Source organism: Neobacillus drentensis (assembly GCF_036962125.1).
GTDB lineage: Bacteria > Bacillota > Bacilli > Bacillales > Cytobacillaceae > Neobacillus > Neobacillus drentensis_B.
In genome coordinates this window covers 33226-56541 of the sequence record NZ_JBALOA010000002.1, presented here as the reverse complement: position 1 = coordinate 56541, position 23316 = coordinate 33226, and the positions used below count along the sequence as shown (strand labels likewise).

General features: G+C 38.0%; 21 protein-coding genes and 1 pseudogene. 6 read left to right on the top strand and 16 right to left on the bottom strand.

All coding sequences use genetic code 11. From position 1 onward, the window contains the following. A partial coding sequence (locus V7121_RS01235) for a CBO0543 family protein (protein WP_335545458.1) occupies positions 1-467 on the bottom strand: 467 nt, incomplete at its 3' end. A gap of 186 nt (positions 468-653) precedes the next feature. On the opposite strand from V7121_RS01235, the pseudogene V7121_RS01230 reads away from it, so the two are divergent. From V7121_RS01230 to xerS, 3 genes and pseudogenes are all read left to right on the top strand, one after another. Then, positions 654-926: pseudogene (locus V7121_RS01230) on the top strand (molybdopterin-dependent oxidoreductase); the annotation flags it as partial. A gap of 75 nt (positions 927-1001) precedes the next feature. Beyond that, on the top strand, positions 1002-1310 hold the full coding sequence (locus tag V7121_RS01225) for a hypothetical protein (RefSeq protein WP_335503264.1): 309 nt from the start codon (positions 1002-1004) through the stop codon (positions 1308-1310). 199 nt (positions 1311-1509) lie between these two features. Then, positions 1510-2598, top strand: coding sequence for a tyrosine recombinase XerS (xerS, locus tag V7121_RS01220; protein WP_335503261.1), 1089 nt, complete (start codon positions 1510-1512; stop codon positions 2596-2598). A gap of 408 nt (positions 2599-3006) precedes the next feature. On the opposite strand, the gene V7121_RS01215 is transcribed toward xerS, so the two are convergent. The 7 genes from V7121_RS01215 to V7121_RS01185 form a co-directional block, all read right to left on the bottom strand. Beyond that, a complete protein-coding gene (locus V7121_RS01215) occupies positions 3007-4914 on the bottom strand; it encodes an ABC transporter ATP-binding protein (RefSeq protein ID WP_335503258.1) in 1908 nt (635 codons plus the stop codon). Further along, positions 4911-6638, bottom strand: coding sequence for an ABC transporter ATP-binding protein (locus V7121_RS01210; RefSeq protein WP_335503255.1), 1728 nt, complete (start codon positions 6636-6638; stop codon positions 4911-4913). Before V7121_RS01210 ends, V7121_RS01215 begins: the two co-directional genes overlap by 4 nt. Before the next feature lie 188 nt (positions 6639-6826). Beyond that, positions 6827-9268, bottom strand: coding sequence for a DNA topoisomerase IV subunit A (gene parC / locus V7121_RS01205; RefSeq protein WP_335503253.1), 2442 nt, complete (start codon positions 9266-9268; stop codon positions 6827-6829). Next, positions 9265-11244, bottom strand: coding sequence for a DNA topoisomerase IV subunit B (gene parE / locus V7121_RS01200; protein WP_335503250.1), 1980 nt, complete (start codon positions 11242-11244; stop codon positions 9265-9267). The genes parC and parE overlap by 4 nt, the downstream gene beginning before the upstream one ends. 283 nt (positions 11245-11527) lie before the next feature. After that, a complete protein-coding gene (locus tag V7121_RS01195) occupies positions 11528-11944 on the bottom strand; it encodes a CoA-binding protein (RefSeq protein ID WP_335545456.1) in 417 nt (138 codons plus the stop codon). Positions 11945-12045: 101 nt separating this feature from the next. Further along, the gene (locus V7121_RS01190; RefSeq protein WP_335545507.1) at positions 12046-12981 is read right to left on the bottom strand and encodes a sensor histidine kinase; all 936 of its coding nucleotides are present in this window, start codon (positions 12979-12981) and stop codon (positions 12046-12048) included. A gap of 19 nt (positions 12982-13000) precedes the next feature. Then, positions 13001-14299 (bottom strand): diguanylate cyclase domain-containing protein, encoded by a 1299-nt coding sequence (locus V7121_RS01185; protein WP_335545454.1) that lies wholly within the window; start codon positions 14297-14299, stop codon positions 13001-13003. Between the two features lie 301 nt (positions 14300-14600). On the opposite strand from V7121_RS01185, the gene plsY reads away from it, so the two are divergent. Next, positions 14601-15200, top strand: a complete 600-nt coding sequence (gene plsY, locus V7121_RS01180) for a glycerol-3-phosphate 1-O-acyltransferase PlsY (protein WP_335493894.1) — start codon at positions 14601-14603, stop codon at positions 15198-15200. 234 nt (positions 15201-15434) lie between these two features. After that, positions 15435-16181: a CPBP family intramembrane glutamic endopeptidase gene (locus V7121_RS01175; RefSeq protein WP_335493896.1), complete on the top strand. Its 747-nt coding sequence runs from the start codon at positions 15435-15437 to the stop codon at positions 16179-16181. Between the two features lie 29 nt (positions 16182-16210). Here the strand turns inward: V7121_RS01175 and V7121_RS01170 are convergent, their stop codons facing one another. The 8 genes from V7121_RS01170 to mtnA form a co-directional block, all read right to left on the bottom strand. Continuing rightward, the gene (locus tag V7121_RS01170) at positions 16211-16528 is read right to left on the bottom strand and encodes a hypothetical protein (protein WP_335545452.1); all 318 of its coding nucleotides are present in this window, start codon (positions 16526-16528) and stop codon (positions 16211-16213) included. Between the two features lie 58 nt (positions 16529-16586). Further along, positions 16587-17015 (bottom strand): acyl-CoA thioesterase, encoded by a 429-nt coding sequence (locus tag V7121_RS01165; protein WP_335493900.1) that lies wholly within the window; start codon positions 17013-17015, stop codon positions 16587-16589. A gap of 25 nt (positions 17016-17040) precedes the next feature. After that, positions 17041-19365, bottom strand: a complete 2325-nt coding sequence (locus tag V7121_RS01160; RefSeq protein WP_420490693.1) for an AAA family ATPase — start codon at positions 19363-19365, stop codon at positions 17041-17043. Between the two features lie 101 nt (positions 19366-19466). Then, positions 19467-19697, bottom strand: coding sequence for a small acid-soluble spore protein Tlp (gene tlp, locus V7121_RS01155; protein WP_335493904.1), 231 nt, complete (start codon positions 19695-19697; stop codon positions 19467-19469). Between the two features lie 125 nt (positions 19698-19822). After that, complete coding sequence (locus V7121_RS01150; protein WP_335493906.1) at positions 19823-19963, bottom strand: acid-soluble spore protein N; 141 nt, start codon at positions 19961-19963, stop codon at positions 19823-19825. 66 nt (positions 19964-20029) lie between these two features. Further along, positions 20030-20161, bottom strand: a complete 132-nt coding sequence (locus tag V7121_RS01145; protein ID WP_335493907.1) for an FbpB family small basic protein — start codon at positions 20159-20161, stop codon at positions 20030-20032. Positions 20162-20291: 130 nt separating this feature from the next. Further along, positions 20292-20828: a TlpA disulfide reductase family protein gene (locus V7121_RS01140; RefSeq protein ID WP_335493909.1), complete on the bottom strand. Its 537-nt coding sequence runs from the start codon at positions 20826-20828 to the stop codon at positions 20292-20294. Between the two features lie 144 nt (positions 20829-20972). Beyond that, positions 20973-22022, bottom strand: coding sequence for an S-methyl-5-thioribose-1-phosphate isomerase (gene mtnA, locus V7121_RS01135; RefSeq protein WP_335493910.1), 1050 nt, complete (start codon positions 22020-22022; stop codon positions 20973-20975). 193 nt (positions 22023-22215) lie between these two features. On the opposite strand from mtnA, the gene V7121_RS01130 reads away from it, so the two are divergent. Beyond that, complete coding sequence (locus V7121_RS01130) at positions 22216-23253, top strand: NAD-dependent epimerase/dehydratase family protein (RefSeq protein ID WP_335545448.1); 1038 nt, start codon at positions 22216-22218, stop codon at positions 23251-23253. Positions 23254-23316: the final 63 nt, after the last annotated feature.

Here is a 23316-nt window from a genome sequence, read left to right as displayed (position 1 = left end):
GTTTTAAAAAACCAGTTATGAAAAGCTTGTGTTAAGTAATCAGTTATCCAAATTGTTATAAAACTCCAATACCAAGTCCATTTTTTATATTTAATTAATTTTGTATATTTCACTGCAATAATTTCAAAGATGACTATTACAGAAGTACTAATAAAGCAATGCAGGATTATTAGAAGCTTAGATTTATTTTTTGGATAGTACAAACTAAATAAAGCACACAGTCCAGGATATATAAAGTATTCAAATGAAAAAGAAGATTTATTTGCTTTTTTGAAAAATAAGCGATATGGATAGGAAATTAAGTTTTTTTCCACCACTAATAATCCAAAAATCCATGTTAGTGCTTGTTTAAATAAAAATACAACTAATGATTCACGAATTTTATTTTTTGGTGTAAGTTTTATTAATAATAATGACACAATTATCCAGGATGAAATTACGATTGTCTTCTCTGCTTTGTATTTCATTAATTATCCTCCTTCAATATATAGTTTTTACTTTTAGAATTAATTAATTCTATTTTTGTTTAAGGTAAATAAATACGAAGATAATATGAATGAATACAGTAAGGGATATTAAGCTAATCGTTGATTCAAGAAGGATCAACGATTATTTTTGGAACCTCAGAGCGATAATAAAGCTATTAAGCATAATTCGGTTATTCTGCAAACCTACCTCTCGAGCCTTTATTAGGGGACGATTCTTTGTTTGTATACCGTTGGAAAGATAAAAATCATTATTGGCAGGATATTGATCCAAAACATGGTTATCCACTAAGGTTTATTCCACCAGGAGTATTTTATCTATGGAAAGGCTCAAAGTGGGTGTCAGGGATTGAGTATATGAAGATAGATGAGGCTGGATTTTGGGAAGAGAGAGGATATTCGATGACAGCAAATCCATTTAAAGAAGAGAGGTACCGATAATACGAATTAATCTTAGAAACAAAAAGGATGGTGAGAACTGCTTAAACTCATGATGCATTTTTTGAAGGGGGAGTTTTGGAAAAATATAAAAAGAGGGAGATTTTTAAGATGAAATTTACTATTCGTATTTACTACAGGGAAAACTTTAATAATTCAATATTTGAAAGGGAGTTAAAAAAATCCTTAGAGGAAATTAGTGTATCTGTTTCATATATTAAGTTTAATCTATTTGAAGAAAAACAAATACATAATAAAAGGAATATTATTGAGGTGAATGTTGAAGTAAAAGGGGACTTCATCGATTACAGAACTGTTTTTGGTTGTGTGTTTTTAGTAATAGATGAACTTTCATTAAATTTATCTGGATTAGATATAAATGACTAATAGCGTCCCTAAGTGCATTTATATTTTCCAAAATAAAAAAATTTGTTTTTCATGGATTAAATATTTAGTACTTTTGTGTTACTCGTCAAAGAAGGCAGTGAACAAACAGCGTTCCTGAACTTCTTTGTACAAAACTGCGTAAAATATAAATTTGACGCAGTTAAGTCAATTTAGTAAAATATAGAAGTGAGGTGATATTATGGTAAATCAATCCAAGCAGCAACAGTTTCAAAAACTTCAAACACTTCTGAGTGAACTTCCATGGTATGTTGATGAATATATCAATCATAAATTACGTAAACTTTCGACGGCTTCTTTATTTAATTATTGTCATGATTATAAGATCTTCTTCAACTGGATGATCAGTGAGCAATTGGTGTCAGGTACCATCAAAGATATTCCTTTAGAACGGTTAGAGAAAATGACAGTCTTGGAGATTGAAAGTTTTTTAAACTATCTCCATTATCAATTAAATAATAAAGAGCTCACTGTGAATCGAAAATTATCGGCGCTCAAATCACTGTTTAATTACTTACAAAATATTGCTGAAACACCAGATTTAAGGCCCTATATAAATCGGAATGTGATGGCAAAAATCGAATTTAATGAAGTAAAAGACAGCATGGAAACAAAAGCAACGAAAATGGAAGGTAAAATCCTCCTCGGCGATGAATATGAGAAATTTCGCTTGTTTGTTGCGACTGAATATGGTGAATTATTTAAGGAAAACAAAAGAATCTATAACTTTTATCAATTAAATAAGGAACGTGACACGGCGATTGTCTCGTTAATCCTAGGGTCTGGGCTGCGTCTTTCGGAGTTAACAGGAATCGAATTGGATGATATTGATTTTAAAAAGTATTGTGTCAGAGTGATCCGTAAAGGAAATAAAGAGCAATTCGTTTATTTTAGTCAGGTTGCTATGGCGGATTTACAGGAATATTTATCGGTTAGGATCGCTAAATATCAAGTAGAGAAAACCAATAAAGCACTGTTCATATCAGCACCAATCGGCCCTAAAGGTAAATCACGACGATTAACCGCACGCTCAGTTGAAAATCTGATTGGAAAATATGCTACGGCATTTGGGAAACCATCGTTATCCGTACATAAGCTGCGTCATTCATTTGCAACCAGATACCATGCTGAAATCAATGATGTACCGAAATTAAGACGTCAATTAGGCCATTCATCCATCCAAACGACGATGATTTATACGCATATTAAAAACGATGACCTAAAAATTGCGGTTGATAAGATGGATATGCCGAAAGAACAAATAGAATAAGTATATAGAGGCTGTGATTAAAGCAGCCTTAAATTTGTTTATTTTATCAGTTTACATAATATTATTATGGTAACTAAAATTCGAGATATCTCAATTTCTAAGTATACTTAAGATAATGAGATGTGACAAAAATTTTAATAATATACATTTCACATGGTTTTCTATTACTTATGACCGTTCCTTATGTTTTTCTGTGTTCAAAGTCACGAATAAGCTCTAATTGTTACCTTTGTCTTCATTTTTTCAGGATCAAGGGTAAGATTAATTGCTAATTGTTACCCTTCAACACGTTTTTCCGTGTTGAAGGGCACGATTAACTCCTAAATGGTACCTTCCCCTACTATTAGAATCTCTCTTAGCAAACAAAAAAGCGTTTAGAAAGCTATTAAGCTCCCTAAACGCCACCATCTAGCCTACATTTTTAACTGAATTCCCACCTGTAAACTGACTATTATACAAATCAGCATAAAAACCGCCTTTTGCTAATAATTCCTCGTGGTTTCCTTTTTCTATGACCTTTCCTTGATTCATGACAAGGATCATATCAGCATTTCGGATCGTTGATAATCGGTGCGCAATCACAAAGCTGGTCCTTCCCTGCATCAAATGGTCCATCGCCTTTTGAATTTGAACCTCTGTTCGGGTATCGACGCTGCTTGTTGCTTCATCCAAAATTAACATGGCCGGATTAGCAAGAATGGCTCTGGCAATCGTTAGCAGCTGCTTTTGACCTTGTGAGATATTAGACGCTTCCTCATTCAAAATCGTATCATAGCCATCTGGAAGTGTTCGAATAAAATGGTCAGCATTGGCCGCTTTAGCTGCAGCCACGATTTCATCCTCTGTTGCTCCTTCCCTTCCATAGGCAATATTCTCACGAATTGTACTGTTAAATAACCATGTATCTTGAAGTACCATTCCGAATAAACTTCTTAGATGTTCCCTTTTTAAGTCCCTCGTATCCATTCCATCGATTAAAATTTTCCCAGAATTGATTTCGTAGAACCGCATTAATAAATTGATGAGGGTTGTTTTACCGGCACCTGTTGGTCCAACAATTGCAACCTTTTGTCCGGATTTCACATCGATGTTCATTTCTTCAATCAACAGTTCCTCTTCATCATAGCCAAAGGAAACATGTTCAAATTTCACTTCCCCTTTAGGCGAGGCAATTACTTTTGGATTTGAGGCTTCAGGAACCTCTTCCTGTTCATCCAAAATCTCGAACACTCGTTCTGCACTTGCGATTGTTGACTGAATCACGTTGGCAATTGAAGCTGTTTGTGCAATTGGTTGAGAAAATTGACGTGAATATTGGATAAACGCCTGAATATCCCCAATTTCTATTGCTTTTTTCGTCACTAATATCCCGCCCACTACGGCAACTAAGACATAACCGATATTATTGATAAACGACATAAGCGGCATAATCATCCCAGATACAAATTGAGCCTTCCAGGCTGATTGATATAGTTCCTCGTTTATCCCCTCAAACGTTTCAATCGATTTCTGCTCATGCCCAAAAACCTTGACTACCTTATGACCTGTATACATTTCTTCAACATGGCCATTTAACTGGCCAAGTGATTTTTGCTGTCCCTTAAAATAAAGTTGAGATTTCTTAGCTATCTTTGCGATAGCAATCCCGCTTAAAGGCAGTGTCACGATGACGATGAGCGTCATTAACGGACTAATGGTTAACATCATGATAATTACACCAATGATTGTCACTACCGAAGTTATCAATTGTGTTAAGCTTTGCTGCAACGTCGTACTGATGTTATCAACATCATTGACCGCCCGGCTGAGGATTTCACCGTGAGTACGTGCATCAAAATATTTTAATGGAAGACGATTCAGTTTTTCTTCCACTTCTTTACGAAGATTATAGACCGTCTTCTGCGCGACACCAGCCATGATATATTGCTGAATATAAGCAAAAATAGCACTTAATATATAAAGACCGATTAAGAAGATAATAATTTGACCGATATAATCAAAATCGATTTTAGCCCCAGGAACTCCTCGAAGCTTCATCATCAAGCCTTCAAATAATTTTGTCGTTGCTTTCCCCATAATTTTTGGGCTGACAATCGCAAAAATCGTACTGATAATTGCAGTTAATAATACCGCTAGAAGCTGTAATTTATAAGGTTTTAGATACGTAATTAATCTATTTAATGTTCCTTTAAAATTCTTTGCTTTTTGAACGGGCATTCCCATTCCCATTGGACCAAATCCACCGCCAGGGCCTGGGCCAGGTTTTCGCGCTCCGGAATTTTGTTCACTAGTTTGATGTTTGGAATCTCTGCTCATGCGATTTCCTCCTCTGACAGCTGTGACATGACAATCTCGCGATAAACCTCACTTGATTCCATTAAACCTCTATGTGTGCCTATCCCAGCAATTTCTCCATTATCTAAAACAATGATCTGATCCGCATCAATAATCGTACTCACACGCTGGGCCACGATTAACACAGTCGAATCACCTGTTTCACGCTTTAAAGCAGCGCGCAGTTTGGCATCAGTCTTAAAGTCTAAAGCCGAGAAACTATCATCAAAAATATATATCTCTGGTTTTCGCACAAGCGCACGGGCAATCGATAAACGCTGTTTTTGACCACCCGAAACATTTGTTCCCCCTTGGGCAATTACAGCATCAAATCCATCAGGCATAGTGGAAATAAACTCTTTCGCCTGAGCAATTTCTGCCGCATGCTCTACCTCTTCGATGGTTGCCTCTTCTTTTCCATACCGAATGTTTTCTGCAATGGAACCAGTGAAAAGAATGGCTTGTTGTGGAACAAAACCTATTTTTTCACGAAGTTGTTCTTGGGTTAGATCACGAACATCTACCCCATCGACTAGGATTTTTCCATTATCTATGTCATAAAAGCGGGGAATCAAGTTAATAAGAGTTGATTTTCCTGAACCTGTTCCACCGATGATGGCCGTCACTTTACCTGGTTCCATAGAAAACGAAATATTTGATATTGCTGGCATTTCAGCACCTGGATAGCTGAAGGTGACATGTTGAAATTCGACATGCCCTTTTTTGTCTGTACTTGAAACAGGAACTTTAGGGTCGGAAATGTCCGCGTTTGTTGCCAACACTTCATTAATTCTGACCGCAGACACCGAGGCCCTAGGGATCATCACAAACATCATCGAGAGCATAATGAAGGAGAACATGATTTGCATCGCATATTGAATAAATGCCATCATATCGCCAACCTGCATATGGCCATTGCTGATGCGAATGCCGCCAAACCAGACAATGGCCACTGTTGTAAGGTTTAGCACAATCATCATGATCGGCATCATCGCAGCCATGATCTTATTAACCTTAATAGCTGTTTGGGTTAAGTCCCAGTTCGCCTCATCAAAACGCTTTTTCTCATGCTCCACCCGGTTAAAGGAGCGAATGACACGAATACCCGTTAAGTTCTCACGTAAAACTCGATTGAGATTATCTAATTTTACTTGCATCGCCTTGAAAAGTGGAATACCTTTTCTTGCAATGACTACGATTGCCAGTACGAGAACAGGCAGGGCAACCGCAAGTACCAGGGTAAGCTTTGCATCTTTGGAATACGCCATAATGATGCCGCCTATACACATCATCGGTGCCATTGCCATCATTCTCAGCATCATGACCAACACCTGCTGAATTTGAGTAATATCATTGGTTGTTCTTGTGATCAGCGAAGCTGTACCTAGTTGGTCAAACTCATGTAACGAAAAATTACCTACGTGTGAAAAAACTCTGCTTCGCAATAATTTTCCAAATCCCGATGCGGCTTTTGCAGAATAGAAACTGGCAGCAATGGAACAAACCATCCCCCCTGCCGCCACAAGCAACATAAATCCGCCAATTTTCCATATGTAGTCCGTATCTCCGGTAACGACTCCTTTATCGACAATGTCGGCCATTAATGTAGGCAAATACAGCTCTGATAAGGATTGTAAAAGGACAAGGCCTAAAACCAAGTAAATTGGAATTTGAAATGGTTTTAGAAATTTAATTAATTTAATCAATAGTGTTCATCTCCGTTTTCGTTTGATTACGACTAACTCTATAATATCTTTATGAACTGAATATGAACAAAAAAAACAATAAATTTTCAGGTGTTTTCAAATTAATTTATAGGATAAAAAAACAGCCATTCCAATAGACCCCTTAAAGATGAAAAAGAAGACTCCCTCTAAGAAAGGAGTCTTCAATTTTATTCAGGAACTGTTTCGGTTGGAGCATCCACTTTCCAAACCGTCGCTACCTTGCCGTTCTCATCTTCATCAATGATAAACGAGCCGTTGGAGTAACGGTCACTGAAGTGTATATCGCCCGCAGTTAATGTTTCAATATATCCTTTATCGGTTTGAACAAAAATACTGTCTTTGTCATTGGCAACGACAAAGCCCATAACACGATGCGGATTGGATTTAAGTTCTCTTAAAATCACGACACCGCGCTTCGCCCGGGTTGCTTTTTCAAATTCTTTTAATTTCATTCTTTTCAAGGATCCGCGCTGGGTTGCAATCACGATGGTTTCCTTACTGTCAGCATGAATGAGTTTGCCGCCGATAACATAATCGTCATCTTTTAAGTTAATTCCTTTCACACCTGCAGCACGTTGACCAACAATACTAATTTCCTCCTCATGGAACCATAAGGCATAGCCAAGATTGGTGACGATGAAAAGTTCCTTTGTCCCATCCGTTAAATGGACATCAAGAACCTGGTCATCTTCCTTCAGATTAACGGCAGTAAGTGGTTTGGAATAACGCTGTGCTTTATAAGCCTTCAATTCCGTTTTCTTGACCATACCCTGCTTGGTTACAAAAACTAAGTAGGCATCTGATTCAAAATCCTTTACTGAAATGGCTTGAATAATTTCTTCGTCTCGTTCAATCGGGATAATATTAGCCACATGCTGACCCATATCCTTCCAACGGATGTCTGGCAGTTCATGAACAGGGCAGAATAGGTAATTCCCCTTGTTGGTAAACAGGAGCAGGACGTCCTTTGTATTCATGTCAAGCTGTGCCAAGAGGCGATCGGATTCTTTCATCGCAGGATCCTGTCCGCCTGATGCCGCATAGGACCGCGGACTAGTTCGCTTTACATAACCATGTTTTGTTACCGTCACAATGACATCCTCACTTGGTACGGTTACCTCTAGATTGATTTTAATTTCTTCAATCTCTGCTTGGATTTTTGAACGACGCTCATCCGAAAAGCGTTTTTTCACATCTTTTAATTCTTTTTTGATTACGGAGAGAAGCTTTTTCTCACTAGCTAAGATGCTAGTCCATTCTTCAATCTTTTTGGCTAACTCTTCTGCTTCCAGTCTTAATGCCGTGATATCCGTGTTGGTTAAGCGATAAAGCTGTAAAGAAACAATCGCTTCTGCCTGCAGCTCGGTAAAATCAAATTTAGAAATTAAATTGTCTTTCGCATCACGCTTGTCCTTCGAAGCACGGATTGTCGCAATCACTTCATCGAGGATTGACAAAGCCTTCATTAATCCTTCAACAATATGCTGGCGTTCCTTCGCTTTATTCAGGTCAAACTGCGTACTTTTTGTAACTACTTCCTTTTGATGGCCAATATAAGCATCAAGTAATTCGCGGATACCCATTTGTACTGGCCGCTTGTTATAGATAGCGACCATATTAAAATTATAGGTTACTTGAAGATCACTGTTTTTATATAAATAATTCAAGACGCCTTCTGCATCGACATCCTTTTTTAACTCAATGACAATTCTTAGGCCGGTTCGGTCGGTTTCATCGCGAACCTCTGACATTCCTTCTACTTTTCGGTCAATGCGGAACTCATCCATTTTTTTGACAAGATTGGCTTTGTTGACCTCATAAGGAATTTCCGTTATGACAATTTGCTGCTTTCCGCCACGAGTCTCTTCGATCTCGGTTTTGCTGCGGATAATAATTTTGCCTTTACCAGTTTCATAGGCTTTCTTTATCCCATCTATCCCTTGGATAATGGCACCTGTCGGAAAGTCAGGACCTTTAATAACAGTCATTAACTCATCGACAGAAACATCCGGATTTTCCATCCTCATGATTACGCCGTCAATAACTTCTCCAAGATTATGCGGGGGAATATCCGTTGCATAACCTGCCGAGATCCCTGTCGAACCATTTACAAGTAAATTTGGGAACTTTGCTGGCAACACGGTAGGTTCCTTCGACGTATCATCAAAGTTTGGAATGAATTCAACGGTATTTTTTTCAATATCGCGCATGAGTTCACTCGAAATCGCCGATAGCCTGGCTTCTGTATAACGCATCGCCGCTGGCGGATCGCCGTCCATGCTACCGTTGTTTCCGTGCATTTGCACGAGGACATTGCGAACCTTCCAATCCTGACTCATCCGGACCATCGCATCATAAACAGAGGAATCGCCATGTGGGTGATAGTTACCAATGACGTTACCAACAGTTTTGGCTGATTTACGAAATCCTTTTTCAAAAGTATTCCCTTCTACATGCATAGCATATAGAATTCTTCGTTGAACCGGCTTTAATCCATCCCTTGCGTCTGGCAAGGCACGCTCTTGAATAATGTACTTACTATATCGGCCAAACCGATCCCCAATAACCTCTTCTAGAGGCAAGTCCCGAAATATTTCATTGGCACTCATTCTTCAGAACCCTCCTCTGAAACGGTAATATTTTCATTTTCTAAAATCGTGTCATCCTCTTCTAAACCAAACTCGACATTGGTTTCTATCCATTTACGGCGCGGTTCCACTTTATCACCCATAAGAGTGGTAACCCTTCGTTCCGCTCTGGCAATATCATCAATTTTCACACGAATCAACGTGCGTGTTTCTGGATCCATCGTTGTTTCCCAAAGCTGGTCCGCATTCATTTCACCAAGACCCTTATAGCGCTGCAGGATGTAGCCTCTGCCCACTTTTTTAATCGCGTCTTGGAGATCATCATCGCTCCAAGCATATTCAATGATTTCTTTCTTCCCAGTCCCTTTACTAACCTTATAAAGCGGAGGTAGAGCGATAAACACTTTACCAGCTTCAATAAGCGGCTTCATATACCGGTAAAAGAAGGTAAGTAATAAAACCTGGATATGAGCCCCATCTGTATCGGCATCCGTCATAATGACGATTTTATCGTAGTTAATGTCTTCAACGGTAAAGTCAGCACCAACTCCGCCGCCAATTGCATAAATCATCGTATTGATTTCTTCATTTTTAAAAATGTCAGCGAGCTTTGCTTTTTCGGTATTGATGACTTTACCTCTAAGTGGCAGGACTGCCTGAAAGCGTCGGTCTCTACCTTGCTTGGCAGAACCTCCCGCGGAATCTCCCTCCACTAGGTATAGTTCATTTTTTTTCGGATTTCGTGATTGCGCAGGGGTCAGTTTTCCTGAAAGCATCGCCTCTGACCGTTTCTTCTTTTTGCCGCTTCTGGCATCTTCACGTGCTTTCCTTGCTGCCTCGCGGGCTTGAAAAGCTTTTATCGATTTTTTAACTAGGAGAGAGCTGATATCAGGGTTTTCTTCAAGGAAATAAGTCAGATGTTCAGATACAACCGAATCTACAGATGATCTAGCTTCACTGGTTCCTAATTTCCCCTTCGTTTGACCTTCAAATTGGAGTAGGTCTTCAGGAATTCGAACCGAAACTATCGCCGATAGTCCTTCACGTATATCATTACCCTCTAGGTTTTTGTCTTTTTCTTTTAAGAAAGCAACTTTACGAGCATAGTCATTGAACACTCTTGTCATTGCCGTTCTTGCGCCTGCTTCATGGGTACCGCCATCTTTTGTCCGCACGTTATTAACAAAGGACAAGACATTCTCGGAGTAACCGTCATTGAACTGGAAGGAAAATTCTACTTCAATTCCATTTTGATTTCCTTCGAAGCTAACAACAGGATGGAGTGTCTCTTTATCTTCATTTAAATATTCTACAAAGGCTTCAATTCCGTTTTCATAATGAAAAATTTCATGAAAGTCATTGCGGTCATCATGAATTTCAATTTTCAATCCTTTAAGTAAAAAGGCAGATTCTCTTAACCTTTCACATAACGTTTCAAAGTTATAGGTGGTTACTGAAAAAATCGTCGGATCGGGCTTAAAGTGAATCGTCGTCCCCGTTTGATTGGTTTTACCGATTTTTTCAAGAGTAGTTACGGGTTTTCCGCCATTTTCAAAGCGCTGTTCATATACAAAACCGTCTCTTTTAATGGTGACAGTTAACCATTCTGATAACGCATTAACAACTGATGCCCCAACGCCGTGCAAACCGCCGCTGGTTTTATATCCGCCTTGACCGAACTTACCGCCGGCATGAAGGACGGTTAAGATAACCTCTGGTGTCGGTTTCCCCATTTTGTGCATACCAGTAGGCATTCCGCGTCCGCGGTCTTGCACACTAATTGAATTATCTTTGTGTATTTTGACAATGATTTGATCACCAAATCCACCAAGAGCTTCATCAACGGAATTATCGACAATCTCATAAACGAGATGATGAAGGCCGCGTGAATCCGTGCTGCCAATGTACATTCCTGGACGTTTCCTAACGGCCTCAAGGCCTTCTAGTACCTGTATGGCATCATCATTATAATCAAAAACTTGCTGATTCCTTGCCACTAAAATACCCCTTTCATTCCCTACAAAAAGAAGTATCCTTCTAATTGCTTCATGAACTAATAATTAGTCATTCTTATATATATTTTATAAAAAAACAGAACCAATGTTTGCCGCTCCTTATTTTATCACACATCTTGCGGCGTCTATGCTTTATTTTAGCGATTTATTTCGATTTAGCAAATATGAAATTTGAAACAACATATTTTTGTAATAAAATTTTCAAGGCTTTTTAAGGGAATTGAAAGAAAAAAACTGCTAAATAATAGCAGTTTTTAAAGAATTTTTAAATTCTAGTTAATGCATGTTCGACCTTAATACAGCGGTTCATAATGACTGTATATCCCTTATCTTTTAAGAATTCGTATGCTTCTTCATTTTCGAGGCCAAGCTGAGCCCAGTATACATCTGCATCAATCTCATCAAATTCTTTCGCAACATCGAACAATCGTTCTGACCTGCGAAAAACATTAACAATATCGATATGCCCTTCAATATCCTTCAGTGAGGCAACCGCTTTTACTCCTAGTGCCTCATCAATTGTCGGATTCACCGGAATGATGTCATAGCCTGCTTTTTGCATAGCTTCAGACACTTGATAAGAGGTTCGTTCTGGATTATTACTCAAACCCACTACCGCGATACGTTTTGCTTTTTTTAAAATTAAACCAATTTCACTGCGACTTGGATTTTCAATTGTCATCTGTTTCACTCCCTTTACTGTCTATTTTACCTATATTTTCAAAAATTACCTAATAAAAAACTCCAACAAAAAAAGCCTCAGTTACGAGAGGCTAATGATGCTTATTGTACTGCGATTAGTTCCGAATTAACCGATGTATTTAACTTCGGAATCATAAGGGAGAATTTCGCTCCATCAACGCAATTTTCAACCGTCACACTTCCATCCATATTTTCGATGATTTTCTTCGCCATATAAAGGCCTAAACCTGTACCGTGATGTCTAGTAGTAAAATACGGATCGAAAATCTTTTCAAGGAATGCTGGTTCAATTCCACCAGCATTATCAATAAATTCTGCTGTTATCTCGTCACCAGTTTCAGCGATATGGATAACTATATTTCGCTGGTTGATATCCATCTGAACAAATGCATCTCTTGTATTTGTTAATAAATTAAGGACAACTTGGCTGTATTCGTTGGGAAAACCAAAAGCCATAGATTGACCTCTGTATTCGAAGTCAACCTGAATTCCGTGAACATTTAAATTTGATATAAAAATAGAAAGGGCATCCTCGATGGCTTCTCCCACTGAGAATGGAATTTTTTCTTCATTCGGTTGATAGAAATCCCGAAAATCATTAATGGTTCGTGACATTCGCTTAATTTGCAGCATACCGTCTCTGATAAAACGATCAATATATTGATCATCAATTTCCCCAAATTCAAGTGCTTCTTTTACGTCCTGAATTAAAAGGGATAAACTATTTAACGGTTCCCTCCATTGATGACCCATGCTAGTAATCATTTCTCCCATTGCCGCAAGTCGTGATTGCTGAATTAGAACAAAATCTTTCTCACGGCTTTTCACTGTTTCTTCTTGAATTCTTTTTTCTAAATTTTGGTTTAAGCTCTCCACCGCTTCATAGTTCTTGGCTAAGTCTTGATATCTCTTTTCACTTTCCATTAGCTTGCTCTTTAACTTACTGACAGTAAAACGATATTTGAAAAGAAGGTAAATACAAGCGCCAAAAACAAGGATTAAGGATATATACCACATTTGCACTTTGTTCACCTTCTTATTTCTCTAAGTTGTAAATTGTTACACAGTTTCGCCCTTTGTTTTTAGATACAGTTAGTGCTTGATTTGCCTCTAACAATAATACATCCTTCGCTTTGCCAGTAGAAAACTCAGCGATTCCAAAGCTGCAGGTAATTTGGTCAATTTCAGGAAAATGAAATTCTTCGATAATAGCCCGAATCGACTCAGCTAATTCTTTTGCCCCACTTCCATCTGTTCCAGGGGTGAGGAGCATAAAATCTTCCCTTCCCGAGCGGGCAAAAATATCAGATTCTCTTATTCGCTGCTGTACGATGATTGAAATAGTAGATAAAACTTTATCGCCAACCTGTTTTCCATACTGTTCATTTACCTCAATAAAGGAATCAATATCTATTAAGATAACTGAAAAAGGTTGGCCTAGTCGTTCGGCACGTCTGATTTCGCTTTCCAAGATATCATCAATTTCCATCCGATTAATGCTATGCGTTAAAGAATCCATCAAAACTAATTGTTTATTCTTTCTACTCTCTTCCTCTAAAAACGTGATGTCCTTACAGACAAAAATTGCTTGGTTTGTCCCTGGAATCGTCTCAGTCTTCAGGTAAAAGATCACGTCTCTACTCTCCATATCCTTCCAGTGTACTTTTAAAGAACCTTTCCCTGTTTCATTTATTTCTTCTTTCCAGCTACTCTTGTCCTTAGGATAAAAGTAATTAGTATCTTCAACAAAAAAACTAGACAATAATTTACTCTTATGTAAATGTGTCTGGTCCTTACTAATTCCAGTAAAGTTGGTAAAAGCCTGATTGAATTCAATAATTTCTTCATTTTCAATCACAAAGATAAGGTTGTCTTCGATATCCAATAATGTTCTATTTAACTTCTTTTGTTTGGCGAGCTCTTTCTCTAGCTGCATTTGATAAACAGATTTTTGAATGGCTTGCAATAATAGATTTAAGTCGATTGGCTTTAGAATAAAATGATTTACATGATTTGTATTTGACTGCATCAAGAACGCTGGATCATCGTATGCGCTCGTAACAATCACTTGCACTTGATCGTTTAATTCGCGTATTTTTTTGATCATGTCTAATTCACTTTTTTGATCCATCTTTATATCACATATAATTAACTCTGGTTGATAACGCTGGTAAAGATGGAAGCCTTCGACACCGTCAATAGCAACATGCACATGGGGAAAGCGACGATTAAGAACGCGCAAAAGCTTCTCACGAGTAAACTTTTCCCCTTCGACATATAGTACTTTCACGTCCGGGTATTGATACTTTAGATATTGTTGAAGATTTGTGGCCATTTGGAATCACCTCTTTCATTCTTTCAAGATAATATAATAAAACCGACCAATTTTCTCGTCATCTCGGCCAGTTAATATGCTTTTTTATGATTATCTAAATTATATTGACCCTATCCCTTGCTTTCAATGGATTAACAAATGGTTTGAAATTTCTCCTTATTTTTGTAATAAAATTGACTATATTTGTTCTTACTTTAGACCAAATCAAAAAAGCAGAACATGTGAAAGGAATAATAGTGTTTTTTCTAGATTACATGGTAAAATAGAAGAACTGGATCTTTTTTAGAAGGAGAATTTATTAATGGTTCAAATTATTTTAGTGTTGATTCTGGCATATTTACTTGGCTCCATCCCATCTGGTTTAATTATCGGAAAGGTATTTTATAAAACAGATATTCGTGAACATGGGAGCGGAAATTTAGGAGGAACCAATACCTTTCGAACACTGGGTGTGAAAGCAGGCCTAGTGGTTACACTAGCTGATATCCTGAAAGGCACATTAGCTGCAGCTTTGCCCCTTCTTTTTCAAATGGAGATAAGCCCATTACTGGCTGGCATTTTTGCTGTTGTTGGTCATACCTATCCGATCTTTGCAGGGTTTCGCGGGGGAAAGGCGGTGGCCACATCAGGTGGTGTTGTATTGCTTTATGCACCGTTTATGTTTATTACTGTTCTGATTTTCTTTTTTATTAGTTTATACATATCAAAATATGTTTCCTTATCATCAATGATCGCAGGAGTTACAGCAGTTTTGTTTGCGGTAGTTTCAGGTTTGGTTCGAGAATGGGACATCCCCTTACTCGTCGTGGTCCTTTTACTAGCTTCATTTGTTATTTACCGGCATCGAGCAAATATCAAAAGAATCATAAATAAAACAGAACCCAAAATTAAATGGTTATAAGAAAAGCGGAAGTGCCCTGTACAGCGGCGTATGGCCTGGAGCACTCCAACTGAGATAAAGGANNCTTATCGTAGGGCGGAGTGTGGAAGGACACTAGCCGCTAGGGCACTGGAGCTAGACAATAGAAATGCGGAAGTGCCCTGTTCAGCGTCGTATGTTGAGACAAAAAGAACCAGTTTTTTGGTTCTTTTTTTATTAGAAATTTTAAAAAACAGGAGAGGGTGGGATGAACGGATGAATCAAAAAGGCATCTGGTTATCTTTGTATTTTTTAATCATGATGTTACTTTTTACGAGAGGATTTTATACCCCCTTTTTTGTCTTTCTAATTGCTTTATTACTATTCATTGGTTTTTTAAATGAAACGAATCGGCTTTTTGCCTGGATCATCATCGGATTTTTTCTAGCCAATATCGTACTAGTTTATATTGATAATTTTATAGAGGGTTTTCATTTTTCCCCCTTTTCCCTTGTTTTGGTTACTCAAATATTATGGGTGATTCCCATTTTGATGATAATCTATGTGATTAAGCAATTTAAATATGAAGTTAATCTCCGTTTTACAGGCAAGTTCTCCTTGAAGAGATACTTCCTAATTTTTGTGCTCTTTACTTCACTAGCATTTATCGGAACGGGTTTATTTCAACAAGAAGAAATTCATTGGCGACCATTTCTATTGATTCTGGCGTTCTCGACGATTAATGCGATTCTTGAAGAGGTTTTATGGCGAGGAATCCTGCTGCCAAAACTGATCAGAGTCACCAATACACCGGCAGGACTCATCGTAACCAGCTTTGCATTCGGCATAAATACTACCATGTTTGGCTATTCATTAATAATCTGCATTGTATATTTTTGTATCGGATTATTTTTAGGATTATTAACTGTTAAATCAAAGAGTATTTTTCCTTCTATTGTTGTCCACGCTATATTAACTACCCTATTATTACTAGTTGGGTTTATAACCATCCCTGTGCTGTAAAGACAATAGAAAAGCACACGTATAGATGATTAATCTTTACGTGTGCTGCTATGAACTTCCCAAATATGATCTAGCAATCCTTCGCTTCGTAAGATTTCTCTTTGGCGTTCACCAAGTAAATCAAAATGTGAATAACCATCCTTACGAACATCAATCCATTCTTTTTTCAAACCATATTTTTCTCCCCAAATGGCTAATTTTTCAAGGTTATTACAGCCCGCCTTTGTGACTGTATTGCATCCTGGAAAGCGATCATCCAGCCAATAATGGGTTAAAAAAGCAATCTCTCCTTGATCGATTTTCCTCTTCCACTCGTTGACTTCGTGTCGTTTGATTCCAAAAGCCATTAAGTCACCTCTTTCCAACAAATAATTGATGGGACATGTACGATTAAACTATAGATTGCTACTTTTTCTTAATTGCCTCATATTTTAAAAACCATTCAGGGAAGGTCTTTTTGAAGGAAGTCGGTCTGAAATTATCCTTCTTTACAATAATATGGGTTGTCTTCCCTTCAACACAGACCTCCTGATCTCCATTGACTACCTGATAACCATAAACAGTTTTGATTCCATCATTTAATTCTACCCAGGTTTTTACAAAACCTTTGTCACCATAGCGCAGCGGCTTTTTGTAGGTGGCTTGGACATCATAAACGGGAGCGAAATAGCCTGCCTCTTCCATGGCAAGATAACTATAGCCAAGATCTTCAATAAACCCAGTTCTGCCAAGTTCAAAAAACTTGAGATAGTTTGCATGGTAGATGACACCCATCATATCTGTATCCGCATAATAAAGCTGAATTTCTCTTGTCGAAATAAAAAAATTTTCCACGTGCCATACCCTCCAAACAATCTGTTTATATTTTACTGATGGCCTTTTCTACATCCTCTGCTTCAAGCAATAAAGACTTTTCAAAAAGGTTTAATTCTTCTTCCGCTTCCATTAATCTTGATGCTTGAATTTGAATCATTTCATCAACCATGTTGGTTGCGAAACGGCCATTTCCTTTAAAGGCTTCTTCCTCTAATTTTTTCAATACAAATTGTTTGGCGTCTTCGGTTAATTGGTATTGAAAACTTTCAGCATAAACTGCCATAATTTCTAGCAATTCTTCCGATGAATAATCCGGAAATAAAAAAAATTTTTTAAACCTCGAGCGTAGACCTGGATTGCTTTCCAACAGCTGATCCATTTCATGAGGGTATCCAGCTAAGACAACCACTAAATTCTCATTATGCTTGGTCATTTCATCAACAAGCGTATCGATTACCTCTTTCCCAAAATCACCAGAGGTTAAACTGAACAGGGAATAGGCTTCATCGATAAATAAGACGCCCCCAAGAGCTTCTCTAATCTTTTTCTTCGTTTTTCCAGCCGTTTGACCAACATATCCTGCAACAAAATCCGCTCTGCTTGCTACAATCAGATGACCGCGTTTTAAAATTCCACAATCCTTCAAAAGCTCCGCATAAATCTTAGCAACCGTTGTTTTTCCTGTGCCAGGGTTTCCCGTGAAAACAGCATGGAGCTGGATAGGTACTGGCGACAGACCTTTTTTTATTCGGTACTGCTGCATCTTTACAAAAGATAAGAGTGATCTTATCTCAACTTTTAATGCATCTAAACCAATAAGCCGGTCCAATTTTTCATAAGGCGATACGTCACTTTCTTCTCTATCTAATAGGAAGTCTTCTTTATTCAGTAACATGTATTCCCGAATATTTTCTTCCATTATTTCCTTTTTAGAGCCTTTCATGAAAATAGCATCAATGACAATATTGCGGACTGTCCTTGCATTTCCAAAGGTTTCATCCACCCGTTCTCGTTCGAGCCGCTGACTAATAGCGATTTTCGCATCATCAGTAAGGAAATAATCATTGTCGGATGCAACCTGCTCAGCAATACTTAGTAACTCTTCATTCGAATAGTTTGGCAAATGAATGAGATTGGATTGAGGAAATCGACTCCGTAAACCTGGATTGGCGTCCAAAAAAGAACGCATTTCTTCAGGATATCCCGCCATAATCACTGCAAATTTTCCGCCATATTCATTTCCAGTCATAAGTGAAACTAAAGTATCAATTGCCGCTTGACCATAATCATTCCCGGTTTGACCCTCGCGCTTTAGACTATATGCTTCATCAATAAAAAGCACACCACCAATGGAGCGTTCCACAATGGCACGAACGTTTTCCTCTGTTTGTCCGACGAAAGAACCGACAAGTTGGGAACGATCCGTCTCAATCACTTCCTCATGAGGCAAGACTCCCAATTCATGATAAATTTTCGCAAGTAACCGGGCTAGCGTTGTTTTTCCTGTTCCTGGATTCCCAGTTAAAATCATATTTAAACTCATGTCATCTTTAATTTGAAATCCGAGTTCCTTCCGCTGCTTTTGGTACTTGAGAAAGCGGTAAAAGTCATTAACTCGTTTTTTAACAAACTCCATCCCGATCATATCATTGAGCTGATCCAGAGCATTGATTCGAGAGTGGTCCGATTGAGTTTCTTCTTCATAAAATTGCTTTTGCCAAGTATCTTTGATTTCCTCTACATGAGCTAGATGCAATTTTAACTCATCATAATAGGTTGACGTATGGAAAACACCAGTAATTGATTGATCATATTCCTCAACTGCCTTTAATAACCTTCCTGTTTCCTCGATTGCATCAGAGAACAACTCATATAATTGAGTGTATTTTTGATAAATATCCGTCTTATTGAATGTTGCTGGGAGGTCTTTTTTTGCAGCTAAATCGGTTTGTATTTCATCTGCGTTATTTAGAAAGCTTTGACAAACCTCTATGTATTGTTCCGCCGTTTTCTTTTTTGCTGTTCGGTTATCAGTTTCTCTCATTGATGGAAAGGTAAGTGCCGAGAGGAATCCACTCATTTTCTTCCATTCAAATTGCAGCATATATTCCTTAGCTGCTTGATTAGTTGGGTATAATTTAAGCGCTCTCTCCAGCCAGGCTACCGCCATTTTATCCTGTTTATTTCGCCCCAAACGCGAGAGAGCGGCAAGTGTTAATAGTTTAGATAAGACGATGGGATTGGATTCATTCGCCAATGCAGAAATAATCGGGCTTTCATTTGAAATAAATCCATTTTGGTTTAATTCCTGTTCCCATTGCTTTAGTCTATCTTCTTTATTTGAGTTTTGATTTACTTGTTGTCTCAAGATTATCACTTCTTCTTCAAAATTTCCCTTCTATCTTACCATAACAGTTGCTCCTTTCCTAAACAAAAGACCTGTCCATAATGAACAGGTCTACCCGTGGTTTAGCTTTGTTGGTTATGTGCTTCATCCTTTATTTCTGAACGGAAAGAGTCAATACTTTCGCGACGGCGTTCGTTTTTTGCTTCAATTTGCTGACGTTGTTGCTCGCTATCTGTAAGTGCTAATGATTCTTCTGCGGCTTCGATGTTATTTTCTGTATTTTGAATCATCGCTTGAAGCTTTTCAACGTTATCACTGCGATCATCTGGATTGGGTTTGTTATTATAGGCCATTGTATTTCCTCCTATGATGTAATTGGTACAGATATAGTTTGTTACGGACTGAAAAAAATAAACGGAGAATATTTTAAATAAAAAAGACTCGCTGGCATTCGCCAACAGAGTCTTATAAGTCAAAGTTATTCACCTTTTGTTTGAATGACTTGAGCGTGCTGCCCAGAAGTATCATTCATTTTTTTACCTTTATTTCCACTAAAGCCTCGCGGTTGAGTACCTACGTGGTCTGGTTGAAAACGTTTCGTTTGATATTTTTTACCCATGTGATAATCCCTCCTTATTTACATTTTGTCCATAAGGGAGGATAACATGATTGGAAACTTTTTTAGTTACTCTGCTTTACCGAGACGTTTTTCTTCTAAGCGCTGTTCAATTTTTTCCATCGCAGCACGATCTTTCAATAATTGATTTTTATTTTCAGAAACTAACTCTGCAAAAGAGCGTTTTCTAGGTTTTCTCATCGGTATCACCGTCCTTATTTCCTATTCTAACAGTTATTATGCCCGCAAACGGTTGCAATTATTACAACTTTTTGAAAATTTTAAAGAAAAGCGGAAGAAAAAAACGTTGGAATCATCCAACGTCTTTTAGCTATTTAAGTTTGTTTGTTGAGTCCTTCATGACATCCAGATTCATTGAACCTGTAAATTTATTTTGGATAATCCCTTTACTATCAATAAAATACGTAGTTGGAATCGACAACACTTGATAGGTTTCATTTACTTTATCATCGGTATCAAGAAGAATTGGAAAAGTAATTTTATTTTCATCAACAAATCCTTTAACATCTAATTGTGGATCGATGTTAACCGCTAAGATTACCAAATCCTTTGGCATTTGTTTTGAAAATTGCTCCATTGCCGGCATTTCAGCTTTACAAGGAGGGCACCAAGTAGCCCAAAAGTTAAGCATCACTTTTTTACCCTTTAAGCTAGACAGTTTTATGTTCTCTCCGGTAAGTGTTTTAAGTTCAAAATCGGGTGCCTTTGCTCCAATAGAGAGACCTTCCTTACTTGCTGTGGTTTGATTTGTAGTTTCGGGAGTTTCTGTCTTCTTATCCATGGCCTGAACAATCGCGACTGTAAGTAAGGAGACTAATACTACGGCAGCAACTACTTTTTTTATCATCCCGAATCCTCCTTCACTTCATATTTCTGCTACATCGATTTTACACTATAATGTTAGGTGAAACCAAACAAGGATATGCCAAAACTGTGACAATTAACAATAATCACTTGAAATCATTGCATTTTTAACTCCAAGTTTCCATTCTTATGCCCGAAAAAGTTTCACTAGTTCTTCTTGATAATTCCCTTTTATTATACCCTTTTCAGTAATGATAGCGGTAATAAGATTATTTGGAGTGACATCAAAGGCCGGGTTAAACACTTTTACATCTTCAGGGGCTGTTCTTCTTCCAAAGCCCTCAGTAATCTCTGATGCCTCTCTTTCCTCGATTGGGATATCAGTACCTGTTATTGTATCCAAATCAATCGTGGAGATCGGTGCAGCCACGTAGAAAGGTATATTATGGGCTTTTGCTAATAAGGCGACTCCGTATGTCCCAATTTTGTTTGCTACATCACCATTGGCTGCGACACGATCGCAACCGACAATGACTGCTTGGACCCAGCCCTTTTGCATGACCATCGCCGCCATACTATCAGTGATGAGTGTGACATCGATTCCAGCCTGCATCAACTCCCATGCAGTTAAACGAGCTCCTTGTAAGAGCGGTCTTGTTTCATCAGCATAGACTTTGATATCCCAGCCCTTTTCTTTTGCTAAATAAAGTGGTGCTAAAGCTGTGCCATAACGTGCTGTAGCAATTCCGCCCGCATTGCAATGTGTAAGGATCCCCATCCCATTTTCTAAAAGCTTTAATGCATGTTCTCCGATTGTCCGACATACTTCTTCATCTTCACTACGAATGTTATGGGCCTCATTTTCAAGTGCCTTTTTAATTTGATTGATTGGTAAATCTCTTTCCTTAAGAGCACATTCATTCATTCGTTTTAACGCCCAAAATAAGTTGACAGCTGTTGGACGGGAGGATGCTAAATAATCAGATTGTTTTTTCAGATGGGCATAAAAGCTTTCAAAGGAATTTTCGGGAGCATCTTTGATTCCGAGGACTAAACCGTAAGCAGCCGCGATTCCTATTGCTGGTGCTCCGCGAACCTTTAACTGCTTAATTGCATCCCATGCATCTTCAATTTTTTCCGTTTCAAGATACTCAGTAATGGCCGGGATTTTGGTTTGATCTAGTATCTTCAGAACTCCGTTTTCAAAAGATACTGATTGTAAATAAGTGTTTTCCATGTAAATAACATCCCTTCAACTATATGTAAATTTATTTTAAGAGTCCAATTTGTTTATTCAACTTACCCATTTGTAATTTTAACAATATTCGAGACATATGCAATACCAACATATTATTAATTGTCCCTTTGATTATAATACTAAATTGACTGAAAATTTGTTAAAATAGAAACAGGAATAGGAGGGGATACTTTTGAAGATTCTTGTTTTAGGTGGAAGTCGCTTTTTAGGAAAAACATTTGTGGATGAGGCTTTGAAACGAAATCATGAAGTGACCATTTTCAATCGAGGAATTCAAAGTCCAGGTATAAAGGATGTTGAAATCCTAACCGGCAATCGGTTCGGAAATTTGAAAGCGCTTCAAAATCGCTATTGGGATGCTGTATTGGATACAAGCGGGTTTATCCCCTATACAGTTCAGAACACAACAAATTTATTAAGGGACCAAGTCCAGCATTATACGTTTATCTCGAGTATTTCTGTCTATAAAGATTGGATCCAGGAGAATTTAGATGAAAACTACCCTGTCTTGGAAATGTCAATGGAGGAAGCGAATCAGCTTTCGATGGATGCAGACGGTCCCATTTATCAATATTACGGACATTTTAAAGCTTTATGTGAACAAATAGCTGAGAAAAATATGCCGGGTCGTGTGTTAAATATACGTGCCGGTCAATTAATTGGACCCAATGATTATACGGACCGGGTTCCCTATTGGGTGAATAGAATTGCAAAAGGCGGTAAGGTTCTCGTGCCTGGAAATCCAAACCGCCGGGTTCAAATAATCGACAACAAAGATTTGGCTAATTGGATCCTTAATATGGAAGAAAAACTTTCCGCTGGAACGTTTAATGCAACGGGTCCAGATTATCCATTAACGAAAAAAGAGTTTGTGGATGCATGCATTAAAGTGACAGGTTCAAATGCAGATGTGGTATGGGCAGAGGAACAGTTTCTACTGGACCGAAAAGTAGCCCCATGGACGGAAATGCCGCTTTGGGTTCCTGAGAATTCTCCCTTGTCATCTGAGTCTGTGGAGCCATGGAAAGGCGCATTTTCTATTAATGTAGATAAAGCCATTCAGAGTGGTCTTTCATTTCGGCCTATTGAAGATAGTATCACTGATATATATGAATGGGAGAAAACTCGGCATTTAACAGAGGATGAGTGGCAAGCTGGGATGCAGGCGGATAGAGAAAAAGAACTTTTAAATTTATTGGCTAATAATTAATTCGCTATTTTCTGACTTGGGTTAGTGATAAAAGGTCCTCAATAAAAACTATTAAGGACCTTT

Bases quoted from the DNA above. Each gene is read 5' to 3' on its own strand.
- xerS (WP_335503261.1), top strand. From the start codon at position 1,510: ATGGTAAATCAATCCAAGCAGCAACAGTTTCAAAAACTTCAAACACTT.
- V7121_RS01215 (WP_335503258.1), bottom strand. From the start codon at position 4,914: ATGAGCAGAGATTCCAAACATCAAACTAGTGAACAAAATTCCGGAGCG.
- parC (WP_335503253.1), bottom strand. From the start codon at position 9,268: ATGAGTGCCAATGAAATATTTCGGGACTTGCCTCTAGAAGAGGTTATT.
- V7121_RS01195 (WP_335545456.1), bottom strand. From the start codon at position 11,944: ATGACAATTGAAAATCCAAGTCGCAGTGAAATTGGTTTAATTTTAAAA.
- V7121_RS01190 (WP_335545507.1), bottom strand. From the start codon at position 12,981: ATGTGGTATATATCCTTAATCCTTGTTTTTGGCGCTTGTATTTACCTT.
- V7121_RS01185 (WP_335545454.1), bottom strand. From the start codon at position 14,299: ATGGCCACAAATCTTCAACAATATCTAAAGTATCAATACCCGGACGTG.
- plsY (WP_335493894.1), top strand. From the start codon at position 14,601: ATGGTTCAAATTATTTTAGTGTTGATTCTGGCATATTTACTTGGCTCC.
- V7121_RS01175 (WP_335493896.1), top strand. From the start codon at position 15,435: ATGAATCAAAAAGGCATCTGGTTATCTTTGTATTTTTTAATCATGATG.
- V7121_RS01170 (WP_335545452.1), bottom strand. From the start codon at position 16,528: ATGGCTTTTGGAATCAAACGACACGAAGTCAACGAGTGGAAGAGGAAA.
- tlp (WP_335493904.1), bottom strand. From the start codon at position 19,697: ATGGCCTATAATAACAAACCCAATCCAGATGATCGCAGTGATAACGTT.
- V7121_RS01150 (WP_335493906.1), bottom strand. From the start codon at position 19,963: ATGGGTAAAAAATATCAAACGAAACGTTTTCAACCAGACCACGTAGGT.
- V7121_RS01145 (WP_335493907.1), bottom strand. From the start codon at position 20,161: ATGAGAAAACCTAGAAAACGCTCTTTTGCAGAGTTAGTTTCTGAAAAT.
- V7121_RS01140 (WP_335493909.1), bottom strand. From the start codon at position 20,828: ATGATAAAAAAAGTAGTTGCTGCCGTAGTATTAGTCTCCTTACTTACA.
- mtnA (WP_335493910.1), bottom strand. From the start codon at position 22,022: ATGGAAAACACTTATTTACAATCAGTATCTTTTGAAAACGGAGTTCTG.